The organism is Herbaspirillum sp. LeCh32-8, from assembly GCF_017814915.1.
Classification (GTDB): Bacteria; Pseudomonadota; Gammaproteobacteria; order Burkholderiales; family Burkholderiaceae_D; genus Herbaspirillum.
The window spans coordinates 1-18,827 of sequence record NZ_JAGIPZ010000003.1; the positions used below are offsets into that span (position 1 = coordinate 1).

Consider the following 18,827-nt stretch of genomic DNA (forward strand, 5'->3'; position numbering starts at 1 on the left):
ATCCGCGTCAACGTGGTCAGCCCCGGCCCGATCCGCACCCCTGGCCTGGGCGACCTGGTGCCTGACGAAGCGCGCCAAGGCCTGTTCGACTACCTGGCCGGCCAGGTGCCGCTGGGCCGCCTGGGCGAGCCGCAAGAGATCGGCAAGGCAGTCGCCTTCCTGGCCTCGGACGCCGCCAGCTTCATCAACGGCATCGAGCTGTTCGTCGACGGCGGCATGGCGCAGGTCTGATCGTCGCGGCCAGGCCCGGGCGGCCTGGCCTTAATACCGAGACTCCGATGAAATCCATCATCCGACACGCCTTGATGGCGACGGCGCTGGCCGTCGCGTCAATGGCCTTCGCACAGGACAGCAAAATGACTATCACTTCCATCCCAGATGCCGCCTTGGCACAACAGCTGGTCGACCTGCATTTCAACATCTGGAACGACCCCGAGCCCAAGAACTGGCCGGCCAAGTTTTCCCAGGCCTATGCGCCCAACTTTTCCGTGGCCGACCCCAAGGCCGTGGCCAGCGGCTACGTCAGCGTGGGCCAGCTGATCCAGCGGGTGCAGTCGGAACACGCCGGCTTTGTCTTCACGCCCGACCCGATCACCTGGAACCACGGCCTTGGCCGCGTGACCTGGGGTTACGGGCCGCGCAGCAACCCCAACCTGGTGCGCGGTGAAGACATCTTCACCATCAAGGACGGCAAGCTTGCCAGCATGCACGTCTTTCTCAATCCTCAATGAATCAGGAATTTGCCATGAAATATTTCGCTTCCATGCTCACCTCGCTGCTGTTGCTTGCCACCGTTCAGGGCCATGCCGCCGGGGTGCAAGCGGTCGGCGTCGATCACGTCGGCATCAATGTGCCCAACTTGCAGCAGGCGGAGCAGTTCTTTTCCAGCGCCTTCGGCTGTGTGCCGGTGACGCACATCGGCCCGTTCAAACTGGATGGCGCGGCGGGCGGCGGTGACACCAAGTTCGCCCCGCGCGCCGACAGCGTCACGCTGGCCATGCTGCGCTGTGGCACCGGCTCCAATATCGAACTGTTCGAATACAAGAACTCGAAGGGCAGCATGGACATGCCCAAGGCCGAAGACATCGGCGCATCGCACATCGCCTTCTACACCGATGACATCGCCGGCGCGGTGGCCTACCTGAAGTCGCAAGGCATCACGATTCTGGGCGAGCCCATCACCATGCCCTCCGGCGATACGCAAGGCGAGACCTGGGTGCATTTCCGCTCGCCGTGGGGATCTGAAATGGAACTGGTGAGCTATCCGAAGGGAAAGGGTTACGAGAAGCACTCGTCGGTGAAGTTGTGGAACCCGAAGAAGCCGGCCAACTGAGATCGCCGCATCACACCGTCATATCAACAGGAAGAATCATGAGCAACGCAATCGACAGCGCCGCCTACAGCGCGCAATTCCCCGATCATGGCAATTCGGCGGCGGATCACGACAAGAACCTGGGCACTGCCTTCGTGGTGAGCGCCTACTATCGCGTGCACCCCGAAGACCGGCAGGCCTTCATCGATGCCGTCATCCCCGAGATGACGGCCGCCAGAAAGATGCCCGGCTGCGTTTACTACGCCTTTGCGCAGGATCTCACCGACGCCAATCTTTTCCACCTCGTCGAAGGTTGGGCGGACGAAGCGTCATACGAAGGCCATGAAGCCGCCGAGACCTTCCTCGCCGCACTGTCGACTGTCGTGAAGCATGTCCGCATCCTTGATCGGCAAGGTGTGCGCTATGAAGTGGCGCGTCAGATCATCGACGATCCCAGGGACAAGGTGGCCTGAATGGAAAACGCGCCATCAGGCCGGACGTGACGCCATGCCCAGCCTCGATATGAACATTCATCCGGCAAGGCTGAGCAGGCCGCATGCTTGTCCGCACTGTCGTTGCGCGGCGCCGTCGCTTCCTGAGCCCGCGTCAAATGGTCTGTCCATGTCTCAGGAGAAAGCCGCTCGCGATTACATACTGAGGCGTCTTCCCGAGCGCTTTCTGATCAAGGATGTGGCCCGCCATTGCAATCTTTCCAGTGCCCGGTTTGCGCACAAATTCAAGAAATCACTTGGCGTCTCCTGTCGGACATGGATACAGGAACAGCGCATCATCCTGGCGATAAGCCTGTTCCACTTCGGCCGCGATGACATCTCCCAGGTCGCGATGGATTGCGGATTCTTCGATCAAAGCCACTTCAACCGGGTATTCAAGAAGCTGGTGGGCACGTCACCGGGCGCCTGGCTGCGTACCGCCGCCCTGCGTATGGCTTCCTATAAGAACTAGATTGACTGTTTCCCCCGCAGCTCCCCTGAGGGGGAAACACCTCGGTCGCGCAGGCTTCTCCCGGTCGGCGCGACTTTTTTAAGAAACGCGGATACGCGTTCCGGCGGGCCGCCGGCAATATCGAAGCGCTGCGGCAGGGACGCTCGCACTACTACTTTCAGCCATCGGCAGACCGCTATTGGAGAGATGCGCAATCGGGATATTTTCCCGACACTGGGCGCGGAATTCTCCACGTACTGCAAGCCCGCTGCGATGCAGCCACCTCAAAGGACCATCTGGTGTCAACCACTCATTCTCGCCCCATGGCCGAACTCACCCGGCGGCAGTTCATGCTTGCCGGTGCGGCCACCATCGCTGGCTGCGCCGTGCCCCTGCTTGCCGTCGCCGGCAGCGCTGAAACGCAAACTGTCTCGCCAACCCACGAAAGGAACGAACAAATGTCTTTTGTCACCACCAAGGACGGCACCCAGATCTTCTATAAAGATTGGGGCCCGAAATCTGCAACGCCTATCGTCTTCTCCCATGGCTGGCCGCTTTGCAGCGACGACTGGGATGCCCAGTTGCTGTTCTTCCTGGCCAACGGCTATCGCGTGATCGCGCACGATCGTCGTGGGCACGGCCGTTCGACGCAGACCGACACCGGCAACGACATGGACACCTATGCCGCGGACCTGGCCTTCCTCACCGACCATCTTGACCTGAAGGGTGCGGTGCACATCGGCCACTCCACCGGTGGCGGCGAAGTCGCGCGCTACGTTAGTCGCGCCAAACCGGGCCGCGTGTCGAAGGCAGTGCTGGTGGGCGCCGTTCCCCCGATCATGGTCAAGTCGGCGTCGAATCCTGGCGGTACGCCCATTGAGGTCTTCGACGGTTTCCGTGCCGCGTTGGCAGCGAACCGCGCCCAGTTCTTCCTCGATGTTCCCAGCGGTCCGTTCTATGGTTTCAACCGACCGGGCGCCAAGGTCAGCCAGGGCATCATCCAGAACTGGTGGCGCCAGGGCATGATGGGCGGCGCCAAGGCGCACTACGACTGCATCAAGGCGTTCTCGGAAACCGACCAGACTGAAGACCTCAAGAAGATCGACGTGCCTACCCTCGTCATGCACGGCGACGACGACCAGGTCGTGCCCATCGCCGACTCCGGCTTGCTGTCCGTCAAATTGCTCAAGCACGGACAACTGAAGGTGTACAAGGGACTGCCGCACGGCATGCTGACCACGCACGCGGAGATTCTCAATCCGGACCTGCTGGCCTTCGTACGTAGCTGATCGGAGCCGGGGGCAGGTGCGCCGCATCTTGCCGGCGGCAAGCTGCCCCTTTTACTTGCTGGCGATACGCTCGAAGGCATCCGAGAGGCCTGCTCTGTCTTCGATCACCCTGACGCCTGCGGTCAGGGCGACATCCCTCACGCGGCGCGCCATCCTGAGCACAGCTGTTGATGCCCCCCTGCTCGCCCGGGCAACCGGGCAAACACGACCGCTCCAGCGACCATGCTTCGTTGGCGCCGCTATCCCACATGTCACCTCCGCAGAAATCGACCACGCACGCAATGCAGCGCCTCGCTCTGAAAAGGAATTTCTAATGTCCAAGATCTCTACCCTGCTGTCCTCTGAAGCAATTTCCCGACGCCAGGCGCTGATGGGCCTGGCGCACGGCGCCACCATGGCCGCGCTCGGTTCCAGCCTGTTCGCCCACGGCATTGCCGAGGCAGCGACAAAAAATGACGCGCTCCCGGAGGGCGCCGTCGTGCCTTTCCGCGTCGCGGTGCCGCAGGCACGTATCGACGACCTCAAGCAGCGTCTTGCGGCAACGCGCTGGCCCGATCGCGAGACCGTGAGCGATTGGAGCCAAGGGGTTCCGCTTGATGCCGCAAAGCGCCTGGTCACGTATTGGCACGACCGCTACGATTGGCGCAAATTCGAGCGCAAGCTGAACGCCTTCCCGCAATTCCGCACGACGATCGATGGACTCGGCATTCACTTCATTCACGTGAAGTCGAAGCACGCCGACGCCATGCCGATCATCCTCACCCATGGCTGGCCGGGCAGCATCGTGGAATTCCTGAAAGTCATCGGGCCCCTGACGGACCCGACCGCCCATGGCGGCACGCCTGCAGACGCATTCCATGTCGTGATTCCCTCGCAGCCCGGCTTCGGGTGGTCCGACAAGCCGACCGGGACAGGTTGGGACGTGGTGCGGACCGCCAAGGCCTGGGGCGTGCTGATGGCCAGGCTCGGCTATTCACGCTGGGTCGCGCAGGGCGGCGACTGGGGCTCGGGCGTCACGCACGCATTGGGGCACATCCGCCCCGAGGGACTTGTGGCGGCGCACGTGAACTGGCCGCTGGTGATCCCTGCCAAGCCGCCCGAGCATCCCACTCCCGAGGAGCAAGCCGCGCTTCTGGCCGCCGGAAAGTTCCTCGCCGACGGAGCAGGCTACTTTGCCGAGCAGGCAACACGACCCCAAACGGTCGGCTATGCGCTTGCGGACTCTGCTGCAGGTCAGGCCACATGGATCTACGAGAAATTCCAGGCCTGGACCGACAACAACGGTCGTGTCGAGGACGTGCTTTCCACCGAAGAAATGCTGGACGATATCTCGGTGTACTGGCTGACCAACTCGGCAACGTCGTCGGCCCGGATCTATTGGGAAAACACGCGCAACGGCGGCGGATTCGACGCCGGCAAGATCGACCTTCCCATGGCCGCGACGATCTTCCCCAAGGAAATCTACCGGGCGCCAAAGTCCTGGGCGCAGGAACGCTGGTCCAATCTGATCTACTGGAATGAAGTCGATCGCGGCGGCCACTTTGCCGCCCTCGAGCAACCCCGGCTGTTCACCGAAGAGTTGCGCAAGGCTTTCCGCTCCGTGCGCGCCTGAGTTGACCGAACCCGCCAGCGGGAGCGCACAAGGCGGTTTCGTCTCTCGTCTGGCGGCCTGGCTTGAACTGCCAGGCTCGCGCACGCATCGAACTATTGGTTGAGACGGTCCATTGCAAGGCCGGCCGCACTGATGACTTCCGTCGCAACGCGTTGCCCGGCTCGGTAGCGTTGCGCGCATCCGGTCGCTTCTGTATCCGCATATTGGCAGGGCCGCCCGAGATAGGCCACGTTGCCCGATGGCCGGGCGAGCGCCGACTACAAGGCCAGCGGGCGCAAAGGTGTAGGGTCGAGCGACGGCAAGTCACTACTGATCCGCGTCAAGCCATCACCTTCGATATAGACGATCAGATGTGCCGAGGACGGTTGGCGCGTGGGTGCATACGACATCAAGGTAAAGGCGCCAGCTGCAATGGACTATCTGTGCCAGCCTTGTGCCTTCGCAAGCGTATCTGCGGCAATGCGGCGTTGCTCGGGGCTGGGTAACGAAACGCATCCTGGGAAAAACTGGCAACAGGACGGCGCTGCTGCAAAGAGTGCAGAGCTTTCCGATCATCTTGGCATCGGTCAATAAAAAAAGCCTGCGACATTGCCGCAGGCTTTCTTTGTCAGAAACAATGATGTTCAGAAGCGTGAGCGCGGCGCCGAGGCGGCCGATCCAAATGCTTTGCTCCAGACGCCCTCATTAAAAGAGCAGGCGCAGCTTGGCGGACACGGTCTGCTCGGTATAGTGCTCGCGCCCTTCGACGGCATAATCCAGCGATACGGTCGTGGTGCTGTTCAAGCGTCCCGAGATACCCAGGCCGCCGTCGACCAGCCAATGGCTGGGACGCACACCGTAAGTGGAGAACGTGGCACCGCCGCCGACGAAACTGGATGAGATCAGATTCTGCTTGGCCAAGGCGTCGTAACCGGCGGCCAGCGAAGCCGAGAGCTTGAGGTGGTCGCCCACGTATTGATCGAACTGGTTACCGAGGCGGAAGATCAGCGCTTGCGTGGTGTGGCTCCCCACATCCAGATTGAGCGCACCGGCACCGTTTTCCCGATAACCGGCTTCGCGAATCCATGAGTAATCCAGGCTCAGGCGAGGTGTGGTGTAGGCGCGATCCATGGGCAGCGCAAAGGTGCGCGACAAGCCTACACCGGCGTGGCCGCTATAACCGCTGAAGCCAGAATTGGCCTGGCGACTGAGACCGCCGAAGTTGATGCGCCGCTCGCCGCTGGTACGATGATAGCCGCCGTCGGCCTGATAATCCAGATTGGTGGTTTCGTCCAAGCGATGGGTGCCGTACAGGATGGCTTGGTAGCTATCGACGTCGGCGTCGCTGGGAGCCGTGCTATCGCCGCTGTTCAAGTTGGTATGGCCGTATGCCAAGGCGACGCCGACCTGGTCTGCACTGCTGACTTGCGCGTCAGCGCCTGCCACCAGGCCGTAGGTGTTGGCCGTGAAACCGAGCAAACCCTCATAACTGCTTTGCCGCGCGTGCGAGCCGAACGGTTTGATCCACGCGCCCTTGTCGATCAGCACACTTTCCCCGGAGGAGATGCCGCTCAAGCTGCTTTGCCGGTTCTGGACGATAGATTGTGTTTGCGTCAAGGTATTCTGCACGCCAGCCACCGAATTGCCCGCCAGCAGCGGCAGCGTCTGCTTGGCCGCAATACTGACTTGCGAAGCGGTCGACAACCGGCCCAGCGCAGTGACGACATTGTCCATATCGCCATTGCCCGTGGTTCCGTTGGCGGCGAATGAATTGACGAACTGGTCGAGCACGTTGGCCGATCCCCTTGCGGCGTTCGCGCCTTGTTGGTCGACCGACGACGTCACCGAATTGGGACCGCCGCTGCTGGAACCTCCACCGGCCCCGCCACTGCCAGAGCCACCGCTGCCGGAACCGCCGCCACTGGAGGCCGCGACGATCTGCAGAGAGACCGAATTGCCGTTGACCACCGGCGTGAAGTTGAACAACAGCGAGTTGTCGGTCACCGTGAAACCGTTCTGCACCAGGGTGCCTGCCGTGATCACGTTGCTCAATGAAGCAGCGGTAAAGGCAAACGACGGATTGGAGACATTGACATCAATTCCCGTGCCGGCGGCAAAAGTCGCCGTGCCGGTGACATTCAACTTGCCGTAGGCGCTGTCGGAAGTGACATTGGTACGCAGCACGCCGGTTGCGCTCTGCACGTAGTTGCCCGTGATGAGCCCAGTCTGGCCGGCCACCAGTGAAAGGGTGCCGTTGTTGGTCACGCCGTGGATGGCTTCGATGCCGGCGTGATTCGGGACCAATGAAGAAGGCGAGGCGCTGCCCAAGGTCCACGTCGCCCCATTGGCAATGGAGACACTACTGACCAGGAAAGCGTTGGCCTGGGTGAAGGTCGCGCCGGCGTCGAGATTGACAGTAATCAGGCCGCCGACCACATCGCCGTTGATGACCGATTGCGTGCCCTTGATGTTCAGGGTGATGGTGTTGTTGTTGCCCGCGATGGCCAACATCCCGCCAGTGATCGTACCGTAATTGTCGATCACAAAAGGAATGGTGTTGCCGATCACGTCAATGGCGGTACCACCCGTCAGCGGAAAGGCAGCGTTTGTCGTGCTGATGATCACGCCATTGTTGATCAGGGTCTGCAAGGAGCCGGAGACGGTGCCCGCGCTGTTGCCGATCATTAATGCGTCCCAGCCGGCACTGGTGCCGGTGATGGTGCCATCGTTGGTCAAGGTGGTGCCGTTGGTGACGTAGACGGCAGGCGCGGCGCCGCCGGTTGCCGTTACAGTGTTGCCAGCCGCGTTGGTGTAGGTGCCGGAGGAAAACTCGCAGCTCGTGGTCGACGAACTGCCGCACAGCACGGGCGTCGCATGGACATGACCTGACATCCCGATCAGCACGGCGCTCGCAACGGCCAGCGACATGAAGCAGCGCACCGGCCGGGCGATCTGTTGTTGGTGAGTGGTGGTGTGCTGCTGGCTTGCTGCACTACGTTGGATATGTTGAACTTGATTACTACGGAACCTGCACTTCATTATTTTTACCTGGACATTTCACGTCTATCGCCCGCCCCTTACGCTCCCGCGTAGGCCCCTTCCCCGAGCTTTCAGCGCGAGATGCTAGCATCTCTTCATGCTGGTGATCTTTGCCATTTGCGTGTCCGCCACATGGACAAACCTGACGATGAACCACATTCGCGATTGAACGTGCATGCATGCCTTCGTTCGGCTGCGCTCCCTCCCGGGAAAAGTGGAAGAACTGAAGCCGCCGGCTCGTATTGTTCAAGCGCATCCGCACTGAAAACGAATTGCGCCTCGTGTCGCCATTGCGCAACTCATCCATAAGAACAGCTAAATGAGAGACGCAAAATGAGCCTCATGCCGGCGCGAAACGGGCTAGCCGCGACAACCACCGGCGAAAATTCAACGGTCGGCGCGAACGACATCCGTCTTTGCCTTACGAAGAACTTTTATCGCGTTCAGATCTGAACCTGGCGATGCACCCACGAAACCCCAAGGTGTCCTCCTATTGCGGGCCTGGAAATGTCTGCATCCTGCGGTCATGCGCCACCGCATGCATCTGCGACTGATGGAAGCGGAAAGGCTCGGGCGGATTCGAAACGAGCCTGCGAAGTTTAGATGAGTGGCTTGCCCAAACGCGCTTGCACAGCGCCGCGGCGGCGTCTCGCTACGGCCGGCGGCAAACCATGTCTGAATCGCAATTTCCCTTGGGAAAGGACATATTTTGCAGATGCATTGCCTCTGGAAATCCGATAAATTAAGTCCCCTGCGCTCGATCCGGTTCGCAACATCACGAGGGGAAGATGATGAAGAATACCGACCAGCATTTCCTTGTAGTGGACGACATGGCGACGATGCGTCGCGTGGTCATGGGGCTGCTCAAGGAACTGGAATACGTCAACATGATCGATGCCGACGACGGCTCGTCAGGCTGGAAGATTCTCGACGGCGGCACCGCGCCGGTGACCTTCGTGATCACCGACTGGAACATGCCGGTGCTGGACGGGATCGGGCTGCTCAGAAAGATCCGCGCCACGCCCAAGCTGGCCAACCTGCCGGTTCTCATGATCACTGCGGAAGCCAAGAAGGAAAACGTCGTTACAGCGGCCGAAGCCGGCGCCGACGGCTACATCGTCAAACCCTTCACCGCAGCAGTGCTGGATGACAAGATCCGCAAGATCCTGGCGCGCCGCGCCCATCTGGCAAACGCCAACTGAACGGCGAGGCCGCCGGGCAGGCGGCGCAGACCCGAACGCAAGCACCCGAGAGATTCAATACAATGGGGTACCGGCACGGTGCCCGTTTTTTCGCGCCCGCGTCCGCCGGGCCGGTGCGCCGCATGCGCCGCGCGCGTTGCTTCATGTCCGAATGAACGACGGCGCCGGTCCCGGATATCTCCGTTTTTGACCTACCGATGGGACCAACAGGTGAGCAAGGAAGTGGAAAGCCCGTGCACGTCGCTGTGCAAGCTGAAGCATGAAGTGTGCGTCGGCTGCGGCCGCACCAAGGATGAAATCAAGAAGTGGAAAGGCATGAAGCACAAGGACAAGAAGGCGACCGTGGAACGCGCCTCGGTGCGCTTGAAAGAGCTCGGGAAGAAGGACAAGAAAGACAGGAAGGGCTAAGCTCGACCGGATCCGGCTGATCTTGCAAACCGTCTGTGGATAACTTAAGTGCGCGCGAGCAGGCACCGATGCGCGTGGCTCCGTGGCCCCATCGCTCCTGCAGTTCCACAGTCCCGCACCGTTCACCCGGCATTTGCCGTTGACGCCGCGAGGCCAAGCCTGCTAGGGCTTGATCGCCTTGCCGGAGAACTTCCCCACCGTCTCCACCAGCTCTTTGATCGAACAGGGCTTGAGCAGTACCTCGTCGAACAAGCCCAGCATCCATGACTTGTCAGTCAGCGGCGTGGCCGTCAGCGCGATGATGGGCATGCTGCGCAGGTGCGGTAGTTTGCGTATGGTGGAGGCCAGCGTGATGCCGTCGATACGCGGCATGCGCAGATCGGTCAGGATGATGTCCACGGGCTCGCTCTCCAGCTTGACCAGGGCTTCCACACCATCTCCCGCCTCCAGGACGCGGTATCCCTGGTTGGACAGGGTGGCGGAAAAAATATCGCGGGCATCGAGGTTGTCCTCGACCACGAGTACCGAAATCGGCGACTGGCTGGTGTCGTTCATCAAAGGCAATCAGGTTCGGCGTTGTCGAATCATCACCAAATAAGACTAGCAGGTACACAAAAGATTCAGAAACCGTCGCCTAATGACGACACCCCGTGCTGCAGCATGCCAGCGAGCAACAATTCCCGCGTCGTCGGCCTGCCGGCTCGAGAGCCAATGCCGTGCTTACAGGGCTTGCCCGTCCCGCCTGATCGCCTGAGCGAAGCCTTGCAGGAAGGCCGTCACCTGTTGCGCGCAATGCGGCGCGCGCATCTGCTCTTGCACCTCCTGCGGCGACTTGCCCACGACCCCGATGCGCAAAAAATGCTCCGCGAAAAATCGCGTGCTCACCGTCGACAGCACCAGCCGCAGTGACGCCAACATATCGTCCCCGCGATGCGAGGCGTGGACCAGCGCCATCGGTTTGCCGATGATCTCATCGCGCGAGACCATCCAGTCGATCGCGTTCTTCATGCCGCCGGGAATCGCGCGCACGTATTCCGGACTGGAGATGATCACGCCATCGGCAGCGGCCAGTTGGGCCAATAGCGCCAGGACCTGCGCCGGCGTGGCCTCGCCTTCGGCGTCCGGGGAGAACACCGGCAAGCTGTCGATCCGGTCGAAGACGCTCAGCGTCATGCCCGCCGGCGCAAGCGCTTGCATCGCCCTGAGCAGCGCGGTGTTGGTGGACGCCTTGCGGGCGCTGCCGGAGATGGCCAGGATGTGCATGCAGGATCAGGCGCGACGCCTTACGGGGAAGAAGCGGCAAGGATAGTCGCACGGAGGGAGGCGGACAAGTCCGCCGCCAAATGAAACGCCGCCGGCCCGTGAGGGCGCAGCGGCGCAATGCTGCCGATACTGCAGACGGCGCCGGCGACGCATCGGAGCGCGCAGCCGGCTTATGTCGCTACATCAGAAGTCGACCTGAGCCGACAGCACGAAGGTACGACCCGAAGCGGTGCCGACGTAACCGTTCTGCATCACCCAGTAGTTCTTGTCGAACAGGTTCTCGATGTTGGCGCGGTAGGTCACGACCTGGCCGGCGGTCCTGGTGATGTAGCGCGCGCCGATGTCCACGCGAGTCCAGCCCGGCACCTTCATCGTATTTGCGCCGCTGTACCACATGGAGCCGGTGTGGGCGATGCGGGAGTTCAGCGCCAGGCCGGTCAGCCACGGTGCATCCCAGTCCACGCCGGCGTTGACGTTGTACTTGGGCACGGCGCCGATTTCCTTGCCGTCATTGGTGCCGTTAGTGGTATGCGACTGCTTGGTGTCGAAGAAGGTGCTGCTGGCGTTGAAGCGCAAGCCGCGTTGCAGTTCGCCGTAGGCAGCCAGCTCCAGGCCGCGCACGCGGTTGCGCCCGTCCTGGGTGGTATAGGTGATACCGTCGCGAACCGTCGAGCTGGTATTGGCCTGGTCGATCTGGAACACGGCCGCCGTGGTGGTCATGCGGCCCCAGTCGACCTTCACGCCGCTTTCATATTGCTTGGAGCGGGCCGGCGGGAACTGCTTGGGACCGTTGCCGTCGGTGGCCGAGATGCTGGGGCCGGCGGTCAACGCGGCGGTGTAGCTGGCGTACAGCGAGACGCGATCCATCGGCTTGACCACCACACCCGCGACCGGCGAAATGCCGGTCTGGTTGGCGCTGGCGGAGAAGCCCGTCAGGTCATTGGTATAGATCTGCTGACGACGCAAGCCGGCGATCAGACGCAGGCGATCATCCAGCATCGACATGGAGTCGGTCACCGCCAGGCTGGTCAGGCGGGTCTGGGATTGCGGCGTCATCTGGCCGCGCGTGACGGGATTGGCCGGCAGCGCAACCGGGTTGTACAGGTTCGAGCTCACGCCGGTGCTGACCGGCGGCGAGTAGAAGTAATCGGTCTGCTGATCGAGCATGTTGCCGCCCACGATCAGGGTGTGCTGGATGCCGCCGGTATTGAAGCGCGCACGCAGGCCGACGTCGGCCGAGGTCGAGGTGACGCGCTGGTCGTAGTAGGTTTCGGTCAGCGCGCTGGTATCGCCGCGGGTATTGAGGATGCTGGCGCCAGGCCAGGTCTGGTACGACTGCGCCACGTGGTAACCGACCGCGCCATAGGCGGTGAGGTTGTTGTTGATGTCGAACTCCAGGCGCGTCGCCACGGCCTTGTCATCCGATTGCAGCGTGGTGCCCGGATACAGGTTGGTATTGCCATCGGGCGCGTCCGGCATCACCGCGCTGCTGATGCTGAACTGCGGACGGAAGTTGCGGGTGTCTTCGTGCTGGGTATAGGCGTCCAGGCTCCAGCGCACGCGGCTGCCGTTGTAATCGAGCGCGACCGAACCCATGGATTGCTGCTGATTGCTGCCCGACAGGCCGGTGTTGCCGTCGGCGCCCAGCGCATTGACGCGGATGCCCCACTCCTTGTTTTCGCCGAAGCGGCGGCCGATGTCAGCCTTCAGGCCGAACTGCGAATTGGACAGGTAAGTGGCCGTGATGCTGGAGTTCGGATCTTCGTTGGCGCGCTTGGGCACCAGGTTGACTGCGCCGCCGATGCCGCCGGCCGGGCCCATGCCATACATCAGGGTACCCGGGCCCTTGAGCACTTCGATGCGCTCGACCATCGAGATCGGCATGCGGGTCAGCGGCACCAGGCCGTACAGGCCGTTAAAGGACACATCGTTGGCCGACATGGTGAAGCCGCGGATCTGGTAGCTGTCGCCGAAACCGCCGTTGCCGTTGGTGTTGCGCACCGAAGCGTCGTTGGCGATCACGTCGCCGATGGCGCGCGCCTGCACGTCTTCGATGCCCTGCGAGGTGTAGTTGGTGGTGCTGAACGGGGTGTCCATCACGCTGGCCGTACCCAGCACGCCAAGGCTGCCGCCGCGGGCGACCAGGCCGCCGGCGTAGGGTGCCGTGGGGTCAGCGCTTTCGGTGACGGTGACGGTGGGCAGCACGGCGTTGCTGTTGCTGCCGCTGTTGGTGCTCGTGGTGGTGGTGGTCGTCGTCGACGTGGGAGTGGCGGCGTCGGTGGTGGTCGACGCGGTCTGCGCGTAGGCGGCTGGCACGGCCAGCATCGGCGCCATCAGCACCAGATGGCGCGCGGCGGATGCCACGGCCTTCAGTTGGAAAACGGAATTGCGTTGGCGCTTCGACGCCTGGACCTGCCCCATGATCTGACCTTTCGTGTTGTAAACAAGGAAACTGAAACGCTTTCAGTTGAGAAAAAGAAGCGTTCTTATTTCGATGACACGCGAAAATCGGAAAGGGATCAGCCCAGGTCGAAAAAGTTGTAACAGGCCCGCCGGGACGCTGCTCCATATAGAGCAGCGCCTATCGCGCGCGCCCCGGCGCGAGCAGGCATCGGGGCATCCACTCAACTCTGCAGTGCAACCTTACATGTCGATCTTCACCCGCGCCACCACCGTGCGCTCGGTGCCGGGGATGACGTACAGGTTGCCCCACGATCCCGTGTAGTAGTTGCGGTTGAACAGGTTGTGCACGTCCAGCGAGACGCGCACGTTCTTGCTGGCCTGCCAGTAGCTGAGCAACTTGACCGTGGTATAGGCCGGCAGCGTATAGGTGTCGGCGGTGTTGCCCGAGCGGTTGCCGACATAGGTGACGCCGCCGCCAACGCCGTAGCGGTCGCCGTTGGACAGCGCGTCCTCGCGGATGGCCAGCAGGCCGGCGCTGTAGGCCGGAATGTTGGCCAGGCGCGTGCCGGCGGCGTAGGTCTTGTCCTTGGTCACGCGCGCGTTGTCCCAGGAGAAGTTGCCGGAGACGCGCCAGTGGGTGTCCAGCTGGCCGAACACATCGGCCTCGAAACCGGTGCTCCTGACCTCGCCGGCGGCCACCGAGAAGCCGGCCACGTCGCTGGCGGTCAGCACGTTGGTCTTGGTGATGTCGTAGACGGCGAAGTTGGCGCCCAGCTTTTCATCCCGCGATTGCAGCTTCACACCGGCCTCGTAGGCGGTCGAGCGTTGCGGGTCGAAAGCGCGGCCGTTGATGTCGACGCCGCTGTTGCCACGGAAGGACCTGCCGGCGGTGATGTAGTAGGAACTCCAGTCATTGGGCAAATAGGTCACGCCCGCGCGCGGGGAGATCGCGCTTTGCTGCTGCGAGGTATTGCTGACCGAGGGCGCGCGGGTCTGCACGCTCTGGTTGTACTGATCCCAGCGCACGCCGCCCAGCACCTTCCATTGCGGCGACAGGCTGATCTGGTCCTGCACGAACAGCGCCTTCACGCGCTGGCGTTCGTCGGAGCTTGAGGTGCGGTTGGTGACCGGCAGCAGCGCCGTGCCGTAGACCGGGTTGTAGATGTCGATGGGCTCGTTGGCCGAGCGCAGGATCTCGGTGTTCATCCACAGCTGCGAGGCCTCGGCGCCGAACAGCACGTCGTGGCCGATGCTGCCGGTCTTGAATTTGCCTTCCAGCTCGGCCTGCAGCGAGGTATCGCGCGAGGGCAGCTGGCGCCAGGTGCGGGTGCGGTTGAGCGTGCGGTTGTCGGCGGCCAGCGGATTGCTCAGCGCCGCCTCGGTGTAGTAACCGTCGAAGCTGCTTTCCTTATAGCTGGCGCCAAACTTGGCGCGCCAGTTTTCCGAGAAGTGATGTTCCAGCGTCAGTTGATGGGTGTCGCTATTCAACTGCATGTTGCCGTCCGACGGCTCGCTCAGCACGCGGTCGCGCGGCAGCGTGCCCAGCACGCCGCGCACGTTGATGATGCCGCGGTCCAGCGGCGTGGATGAGCGCAGGATCTCGGCTTCATAGTTCAGCACCGTGTCGCGGTTGATGACCCAGGTGACGGCCGGCGCCACCAGCTGGCGGCGATTGCTGAGCATGCTGTTGCGAGTGTCGCCTTCTTCGGTCATGACGTTGAGGCGATAGGCGACGTTCTGGCTCAAGGGGCCGGTGCTGTCCAGCGTGGCGCGCTTCAGGCCGCCGCTGCCGGCGCTCAGCTCGGCCACGTTCTTCTGGGTGAACTGCGGCTTCTTGGTGACGATGTTGATGGTGCCGCCCGGCTCGCTGCTGCCGTAGATGGCGGAGGCAGGGCCCTTCAGGAATTCGATGCGCTCCACGGTGGCGGTGTCGCGGCGCGGGTTGTAGCCGCGCGAGCCGGGGAAGCCGTTAATCAGGAAGCCCATGTCGGTGCTGCTGAAGCCGCGGATGCCGAAGTTGTCCCAGGTGCCGCCGAAGTCGTTGAGCTTGGTGATGCCGCTCACGTATTCCACCGTATCGGCCAGGCGCAGCGCGCCAACGTCTTCGATCTGCTGGCTGGTCATCACCCGCACCGACTGCGGCACTTCCATCAGCGGCGTCTCGGTCCGGGTGGCGCCGCTGCTGCTGGAGGCCTTGTAGGATTGTTGCTCGCCGGCGGAGACCACGCTGATCTCCGGCAGGGCATTGGCGGAGGCGTCGGCCGGCGCGCTTTGCGCGTGAGCCATGTTCATCGAGAAGTTGATGGAGATGAGGCCGGCCGCCAGCAGGTGGCGACGCAGGATGCTGCACGTTCGTGTTTGCATGGAACTTGAGGGAAATTTTCAGGAGGCTGAAATATAAATGATAATTGTTAATAATTGATAGCAATTATCAACAAAGTGTGTCAGCCGCCCTATATCGTTGCAAATTTCCACCTCCTAAGTCTTGCCTAAGTTTTGTGTGCCAGCCCCATCGGCGACCGCAAACCGCCGTCCATCAAGGCGCTAGAGGCTGCGCCGGCCGCCATCGCTGCCGCGCCAATGAAAAAAGCCACCCGCAGGTGGCTTCGGTGACTCGTCAACAAAAGGGCTGTGCCGAATACGAGCCCGGCGTACTTACACCGGCGACTTTTCCCCCGGCCGCAAGGTCAGCACTTTCACGCCGGCGGCGGTCACGGCCACGGTGTGCTCGAACTGGGCGGACAACTTGCCGTCCTCGGTGCGCACAGTCCAGCCGTCGTCTTCGGTGAAGACCTCGTCGCTGCCCTGGTTGATCATCGGCTCGATGGTGAAGGTCATGCCCTCGCGCAGCAGCTGGCCGGTGCGCGGCTTGCCCCAGTGCAGCACCTCGGGCGACTCGTGCATCTCGCGGCCGATGCCGTGGCCGCAGTATTCGCGCACCACCGAATAGCCGTGGCGCCTGGCGTGGCTCTCGATGGCATGGCCGATGTCGCCAAGTCGCGCGCCCGGGCGCACCGCCTTGATGCCCTTCCACAGCGCCTCGTAGGTGACCTGCACCAGCCGCCGCGCGGCCGGCGCCACCTCGCCCACCAGATAGGTCTTGCTGGAGTCGGCGATGAAGCCGTTCTTCTCCAGCGTGATGTCGAAGTTGACGATGTCGCCGCCCTGCAGGATCTCTTGCGCCGACGGCACGCCGTGGCATACCACGCTGTTGCGCGAGGCGTTGAGCGCGTAGGCGAAACCGTACTGCCCCTTGCTGGCGGGGCGCGCCTGCAGCTCATCGACGATGAAGCGATCCACCAGGTCGTTGACCTGCATGGTGGACATGCCGGTCAGCGCCAGCCCGTCCAGATACGTGAACACGCTGGCCAGCAGGCGGCCGGACTGCGCCATCAGGGCGATTTCTTCCGCGCTCTTGGTCACGATGCGCCGCTCCTGGCCGGCGGCACCGTTACCCCCGCCGCCTTCAGTTCGCGCGCGACGACCTCGTTGAAACTCAGGGTCGGGTTCATCTCGCACAGCATGCCGATCTTGACCCAGAACGCGGCCTGCGCATTGATCGAGCGACACGCCACCGCGCTGGCCTTGCGGATCTGGTCGTGCAGCTCATCTTCGATATTGACGATGCCCATGGGCTTGCCTCGCATATATGATTTATATACGAAGTATATATTCACCACAGCGCCCCGCGCAAGCCGCCACCCGCCTCGGCGCCAAAGAAAAACGCCGTGCGACCAGGTCGTCACGGCGTTCTTGTCGGGAAGGAGCAGGCTTATTTCCAGTCCGACTCCGGGTTGTGTCGTTTGCGGCGTGTTGCCAGCAGCAAGAACAACAGCAGCAGCAGAACCACCACTGCGCCCAAGCCCATGCCGATGCGCGCGAGCAGCAACAGGTTGGAGCGCGGACCACCCTGGCGGATCGTTTCCACATCGGCGGCGCTGACCTTGACGTCGGGGTTGCCGTAGAACTTCAGGATGTAGTTCGACAGCGCCGCCACGTCCTCGTTGTTGAGCTTGTTCAACGCATTGGGCTGGTCGCCGAAGGGCGGCATGAAGACATGCCCGCCGTGCTCGGTCTCGCGCTCGACGCCGTAGAGGATGGTCGCGATCAGGTTGTTCGCGTTGACGCCGGCGGTAGCAGAGTTGCGATACAGGCTGGGGTAGTAACCGTCCTTGGTGCCCTGGCCGTTGTAGCCGTGGCAAGAGGCGCAGCTGCCGGAGAAGATGCGCGCGCCGCGCACTTCCTCGGCCGACGTCGGATCGGCAGACAGGCCGCGCAAGGCCGGCAAGGCGTTGCCAGCCTTGCCCTGCTCGAAGCGCGTGCGATGCTGCTCGGCGCCGGCGTCGGCCACCGGCGGGCGATCCTTGATATAGACCGCGATCGCGCGCAGGTCGTCGTTGCTCAGGTGGCTGAAGCTGTGCGTGATGGCCTCGGCCATGCTGCCGGCGGCTTGCGCCTTGCCTTCCAGGCGGCCGGTCTTCAGGTAGGCGACCAGCTCGTCGTTGCTCCATGCGCCAATGCCGCTGACCGGGTGCGGCGTGATGTTCGGCGCATACCACGGGCCGACCTGGGCGCCGGAGAGCTGCAGGCTCAGCTTTTCCTGCATCAGGAAGCCGCGCGGCGTGTGGCAGGTGCTGCAGTGGGCCGGGCCTTCGGCCAGGTAGCGGCCGCGCAGCCATTGCTGCGAACGCTCCGGCGCCGGCGGCAGCGGCTTGTCGTTGAGGAACAGCGCATTCCACGCCTTCATGGACATGCGGATGTTCATCGGGAACGGCAGCCTGGTCTCGGCCGTGGCCTGCTCCACCGGTTGCACACCCTTCATGAAGTACGCGTACAGCGCGTGCACGTCCTCATCGGTGAGCACCGAATAGGCCGTGTAGGGCATCGCCGGATAGAGATTGGCGCCGTCGGCGCGCACGCCACGGCGCAACGCGTCGGCAAACTGCGCCTCGGTGTAGTTGCCGATGCCGAACCGCTTCGACGGCGTAATGTTGGTGGCGATGATCTCGCCCACCGGCGAGGTGATGGCGTTGCCGCCAGCCATCGGCTTGCCGCGCGCGGCGGTGTGGCAGGCCATGCAGTCGGACGCCACCGCCAGGTAGCGGCCGCGCTCGATCAGGGCTTGCTCGGGCGACGGCGCTGCCGGCTGAATTGGCTGAACGGCAGCCTGAACGGCGGCTTGCTCGACAGGCTGCTGTGCGGCTTGCGACGCGGCTTGCGACGCGGCTGGCGCTGCGGGTTGTGCTGCGGGTTGTGCTGCGGGTTGTGCTGCAGATTGTGCTGCAGGTTCAGGCGCGGTCTCGGCGCGGGCCGGCAATGTTGCCAGCGCGAACGCGGCGGCCAGGCCGGCGAGGATGAAGGTCGAGGTCTTGTTCATC

The 18,827-nt window shown here is 62.8% G+C and carries 17 protein-coding genes; 9 read left to right on the forward strand and 8 right to left on the reverse strand.

Annotation, left to right across the window (positions count from 1 at the left end):
* The 7 genes from J8I26_RS07725 to J8I26_RS07755 all read left to right on the forward strand — a co-directional run.
* Positions 1–231 (forward strand): SDR family oxidoreductase (locus J8I26_RS07725; RefSeq protein ID WP_209605845.1); only part of this gene is annotated, 231 nt, incomplete at its 5' end.
* 125 nt (positions 232–356) lie between these two features.
* Entirely contained in the window at positions 357–731 is a 375-nt protein-coding gene (locus J8I26_RS07730; RefSeq protein ID WP_209605847.1) for a nuclear transport factor 2 family protein, read from the forward strand.
* Between the two features lie 14 nt (positions 732–745).
* Positions 746–1,333, forward strand: a complete 588-nt coding sequence (locus tag J8I26_RS07735) for a VOC family protein (protein ID WP_209605849.1) — start codon at positions 746–748, stop codon at positions 1,331–1,333.
* Positions 1,334–1,371: 38 nt separating this feature from the next.
* Entirely contained in the window at positions 1,372–1,785 is a 414-nt protein-coding gene (locus J8I26_RS07740) for an antibiotic biosynthesis monooxygenase family protein (protein ID WP_209605851.1), read from the forward strand.
* A 34-nt stretch (positions 1,786–1,819) separates the two neighbouring features.
* The gene (locus tag J8I26_RS07745; protein WP_209605853.1) at positions 1,820–2,275 is read left to right on the forward strand and encodes an AraC family transcriptional regulator; all 456 of its coding nucleotides are present in this window, start codon (positions 1,820–1,822) and stop codon (positions 2,273–2,275) included.
* 437 nt (positions 2,276–2,712) lie between these two features.
* Entirely contained in the window at positions 2,713–3,543 is an 831-nt protein-coding gene (locus tag J8I26_RS07750) for an alpha/beta hydrolase (protein ID WP_209605855.1), read from the forward strand.
* Positions 3,544–3,856: 313 nt separating this feature from the next.
* Positions 3,857–5,155 carry an epoxide hydrolase family protein gene (locus tag J8I26_RS07755; protein WP_245200211.1) on the forward strand — a complete coding sequence of 433 codons (1,299 nt, stop codon included), beginning with the start codon at positions 3,857–3,859 and terminating at the stop codon, positions 5,153–5,155.
* Between the two features lie 684 nt (positions 5,156–5,839).
* On the opposite strand, the gene J8I26_RS07760 is transcribed toward J8I26_RS07755, so the two are convergent.
* Positions 5,840–8,173: an autotransporter outer membrane beta-barrel domain-containing protein gene (locus J8I26_RS07760; RefSeq protein ID WP_209605857.1), complete on the reverse strand. Its 2,334-nt coding sequence runs from the start codon at positions 8,171–8,173 to the stop codon at positions 5,840–5,842.
* Between the two features lie 791 nt (positions 8,174–8,964).
* Here J8I26_RS07760 and J8I26_RS07765 point away from each other — a divergent pair.
* Together J8I26_RS07765 and J8I26_RS07770 are read left to right on the forward strand one after the other, a co-directional pair.
* Positions 8,965–9,375 carry a response regulator gene (locus J8I26_RS07765; protein WP_209606403.1) on the forward strand — a complete coding sequence of 137 codons (411 nt, stop codon included), beginning with the start codon at positions 8,965–8,967 and terminating at the stop codon, positions 9,373–9,375.
* Between the two features lie 210 nt (positions 9,376–9,585).
* On the forward strand, positions 9,586–9,783 hold the full coding sequence (locus tag J8I26_RS07770) for a DUF1289 domain-containing protein (protein ID WP_209605859.1): 198 nt from the start codon (positions 9,586–9,588) through the stop codon (positions 9,781–9,783).
* A 162-nt stretch (positions 9,784–9,945) separates the two neighbouring features.
* Here J8I26_RS07770 and J8I26_RS07775 read toward each other — a convergent pair whose 3' ends face one another.
* The 7 genes from J8I26_RS07775 to J8I26_RS07805 all read right to left on the reverse strand — a co-directional run bounded on the left by J8I26_RS07775 (position 9,946) and on the right by J8I26_RS07805 (position 18,826).
* Positions 9,946–10,338, reverse strand: a complete 393-nt coding sequence (locus tag J8I26_RS07775; RefSeq protein ID WP_245200225.1) for a response regulator — start codon at positions 10,336–10,338, stop codon at positions 9,946–9,948.
* Positions 10,339–10,503: 165 nt separating this feature from the next.
* Positions 10,504–11,046 carry an NADPH-dependent FMN reductase gene (locus J8I26_RS07780; RefSeq protein ID WP_209605863.1) on the reverse strand — a complete coding sequence of 181 codons (543 nt, stop codon included), beginning with the start codon at positions 11,044–11,046 and terminating at the stop codon, positions 10,504–10,506.
* Positions 11,047–11,229: 183 nt separating this feature from the next.
* Positions 11,230–13,410 carry a TonB-dependent siderophore receptor gene (locus J8I26_RS07785; RefSeq protein ID WP_348635295.1) on the reverse strand — a complete coding sequence of 727 codons (2,181 nt, stop codon included), beginning with the start codon at positions 13,408–13,410 and terminating at the stop codon, positions 11,230–11,232.
* A gap of 279 nt (positions 13,411–13,689) precedes the next feature.
* Complete coding sequence (locus tag J8I26_RS07790; protein WP_245200227.1) at positions 13,690–15,741, reverse strand: TonB-dependent siderophore receptor; 2,052 nt, start codon at positions 15,739–15,741, stop codon at positions 13,690–13,692.
* A gap of 363 nt (positions 15,742–16,104) precedes the next feature.
* The gene (gene map, locus J8I26_RS07795; RefSeq protein ID WP_209605868.1) at positions 16,105–16,872 is read right to left on the reverse strand and encodes a type I methionyl aminopeptidase; all 768 of its coding nucleotides are present in this window, start codon (positions 16,870–16,872) and stop codon (positions 16,105–16,107) included.
* Positions 16,869–17,081 (reverse strand): ParD-like family protein, encoded by a 213-nt coding sequence (locus tag J8I26_RS07800; RefSeq protein WP_209605870.1) that lies wholly within the window; start codon positions 17,079–17,081, stop codon positions 16,869–16,871. Before J8I26_RS07800 ends, map begins: the two co-directional genes overlap by 4 nt.
* Positions 17,082–17,221: 140 nt before the next feature.
* The gene (locus tag J8I26_RS07805; RefSeq protein ID WP_209605872.1) at positions 17,222–18,826 is read right to left on the reverse strand and encodes a cytochrome c; all 1,605 of its coding nucleotides are present in this window, start codon (positions 18,824–18,826) and stop codon (positions 17,222–17,224) included.
* Position 18,827: the final 1 nt, after the last annotated feature.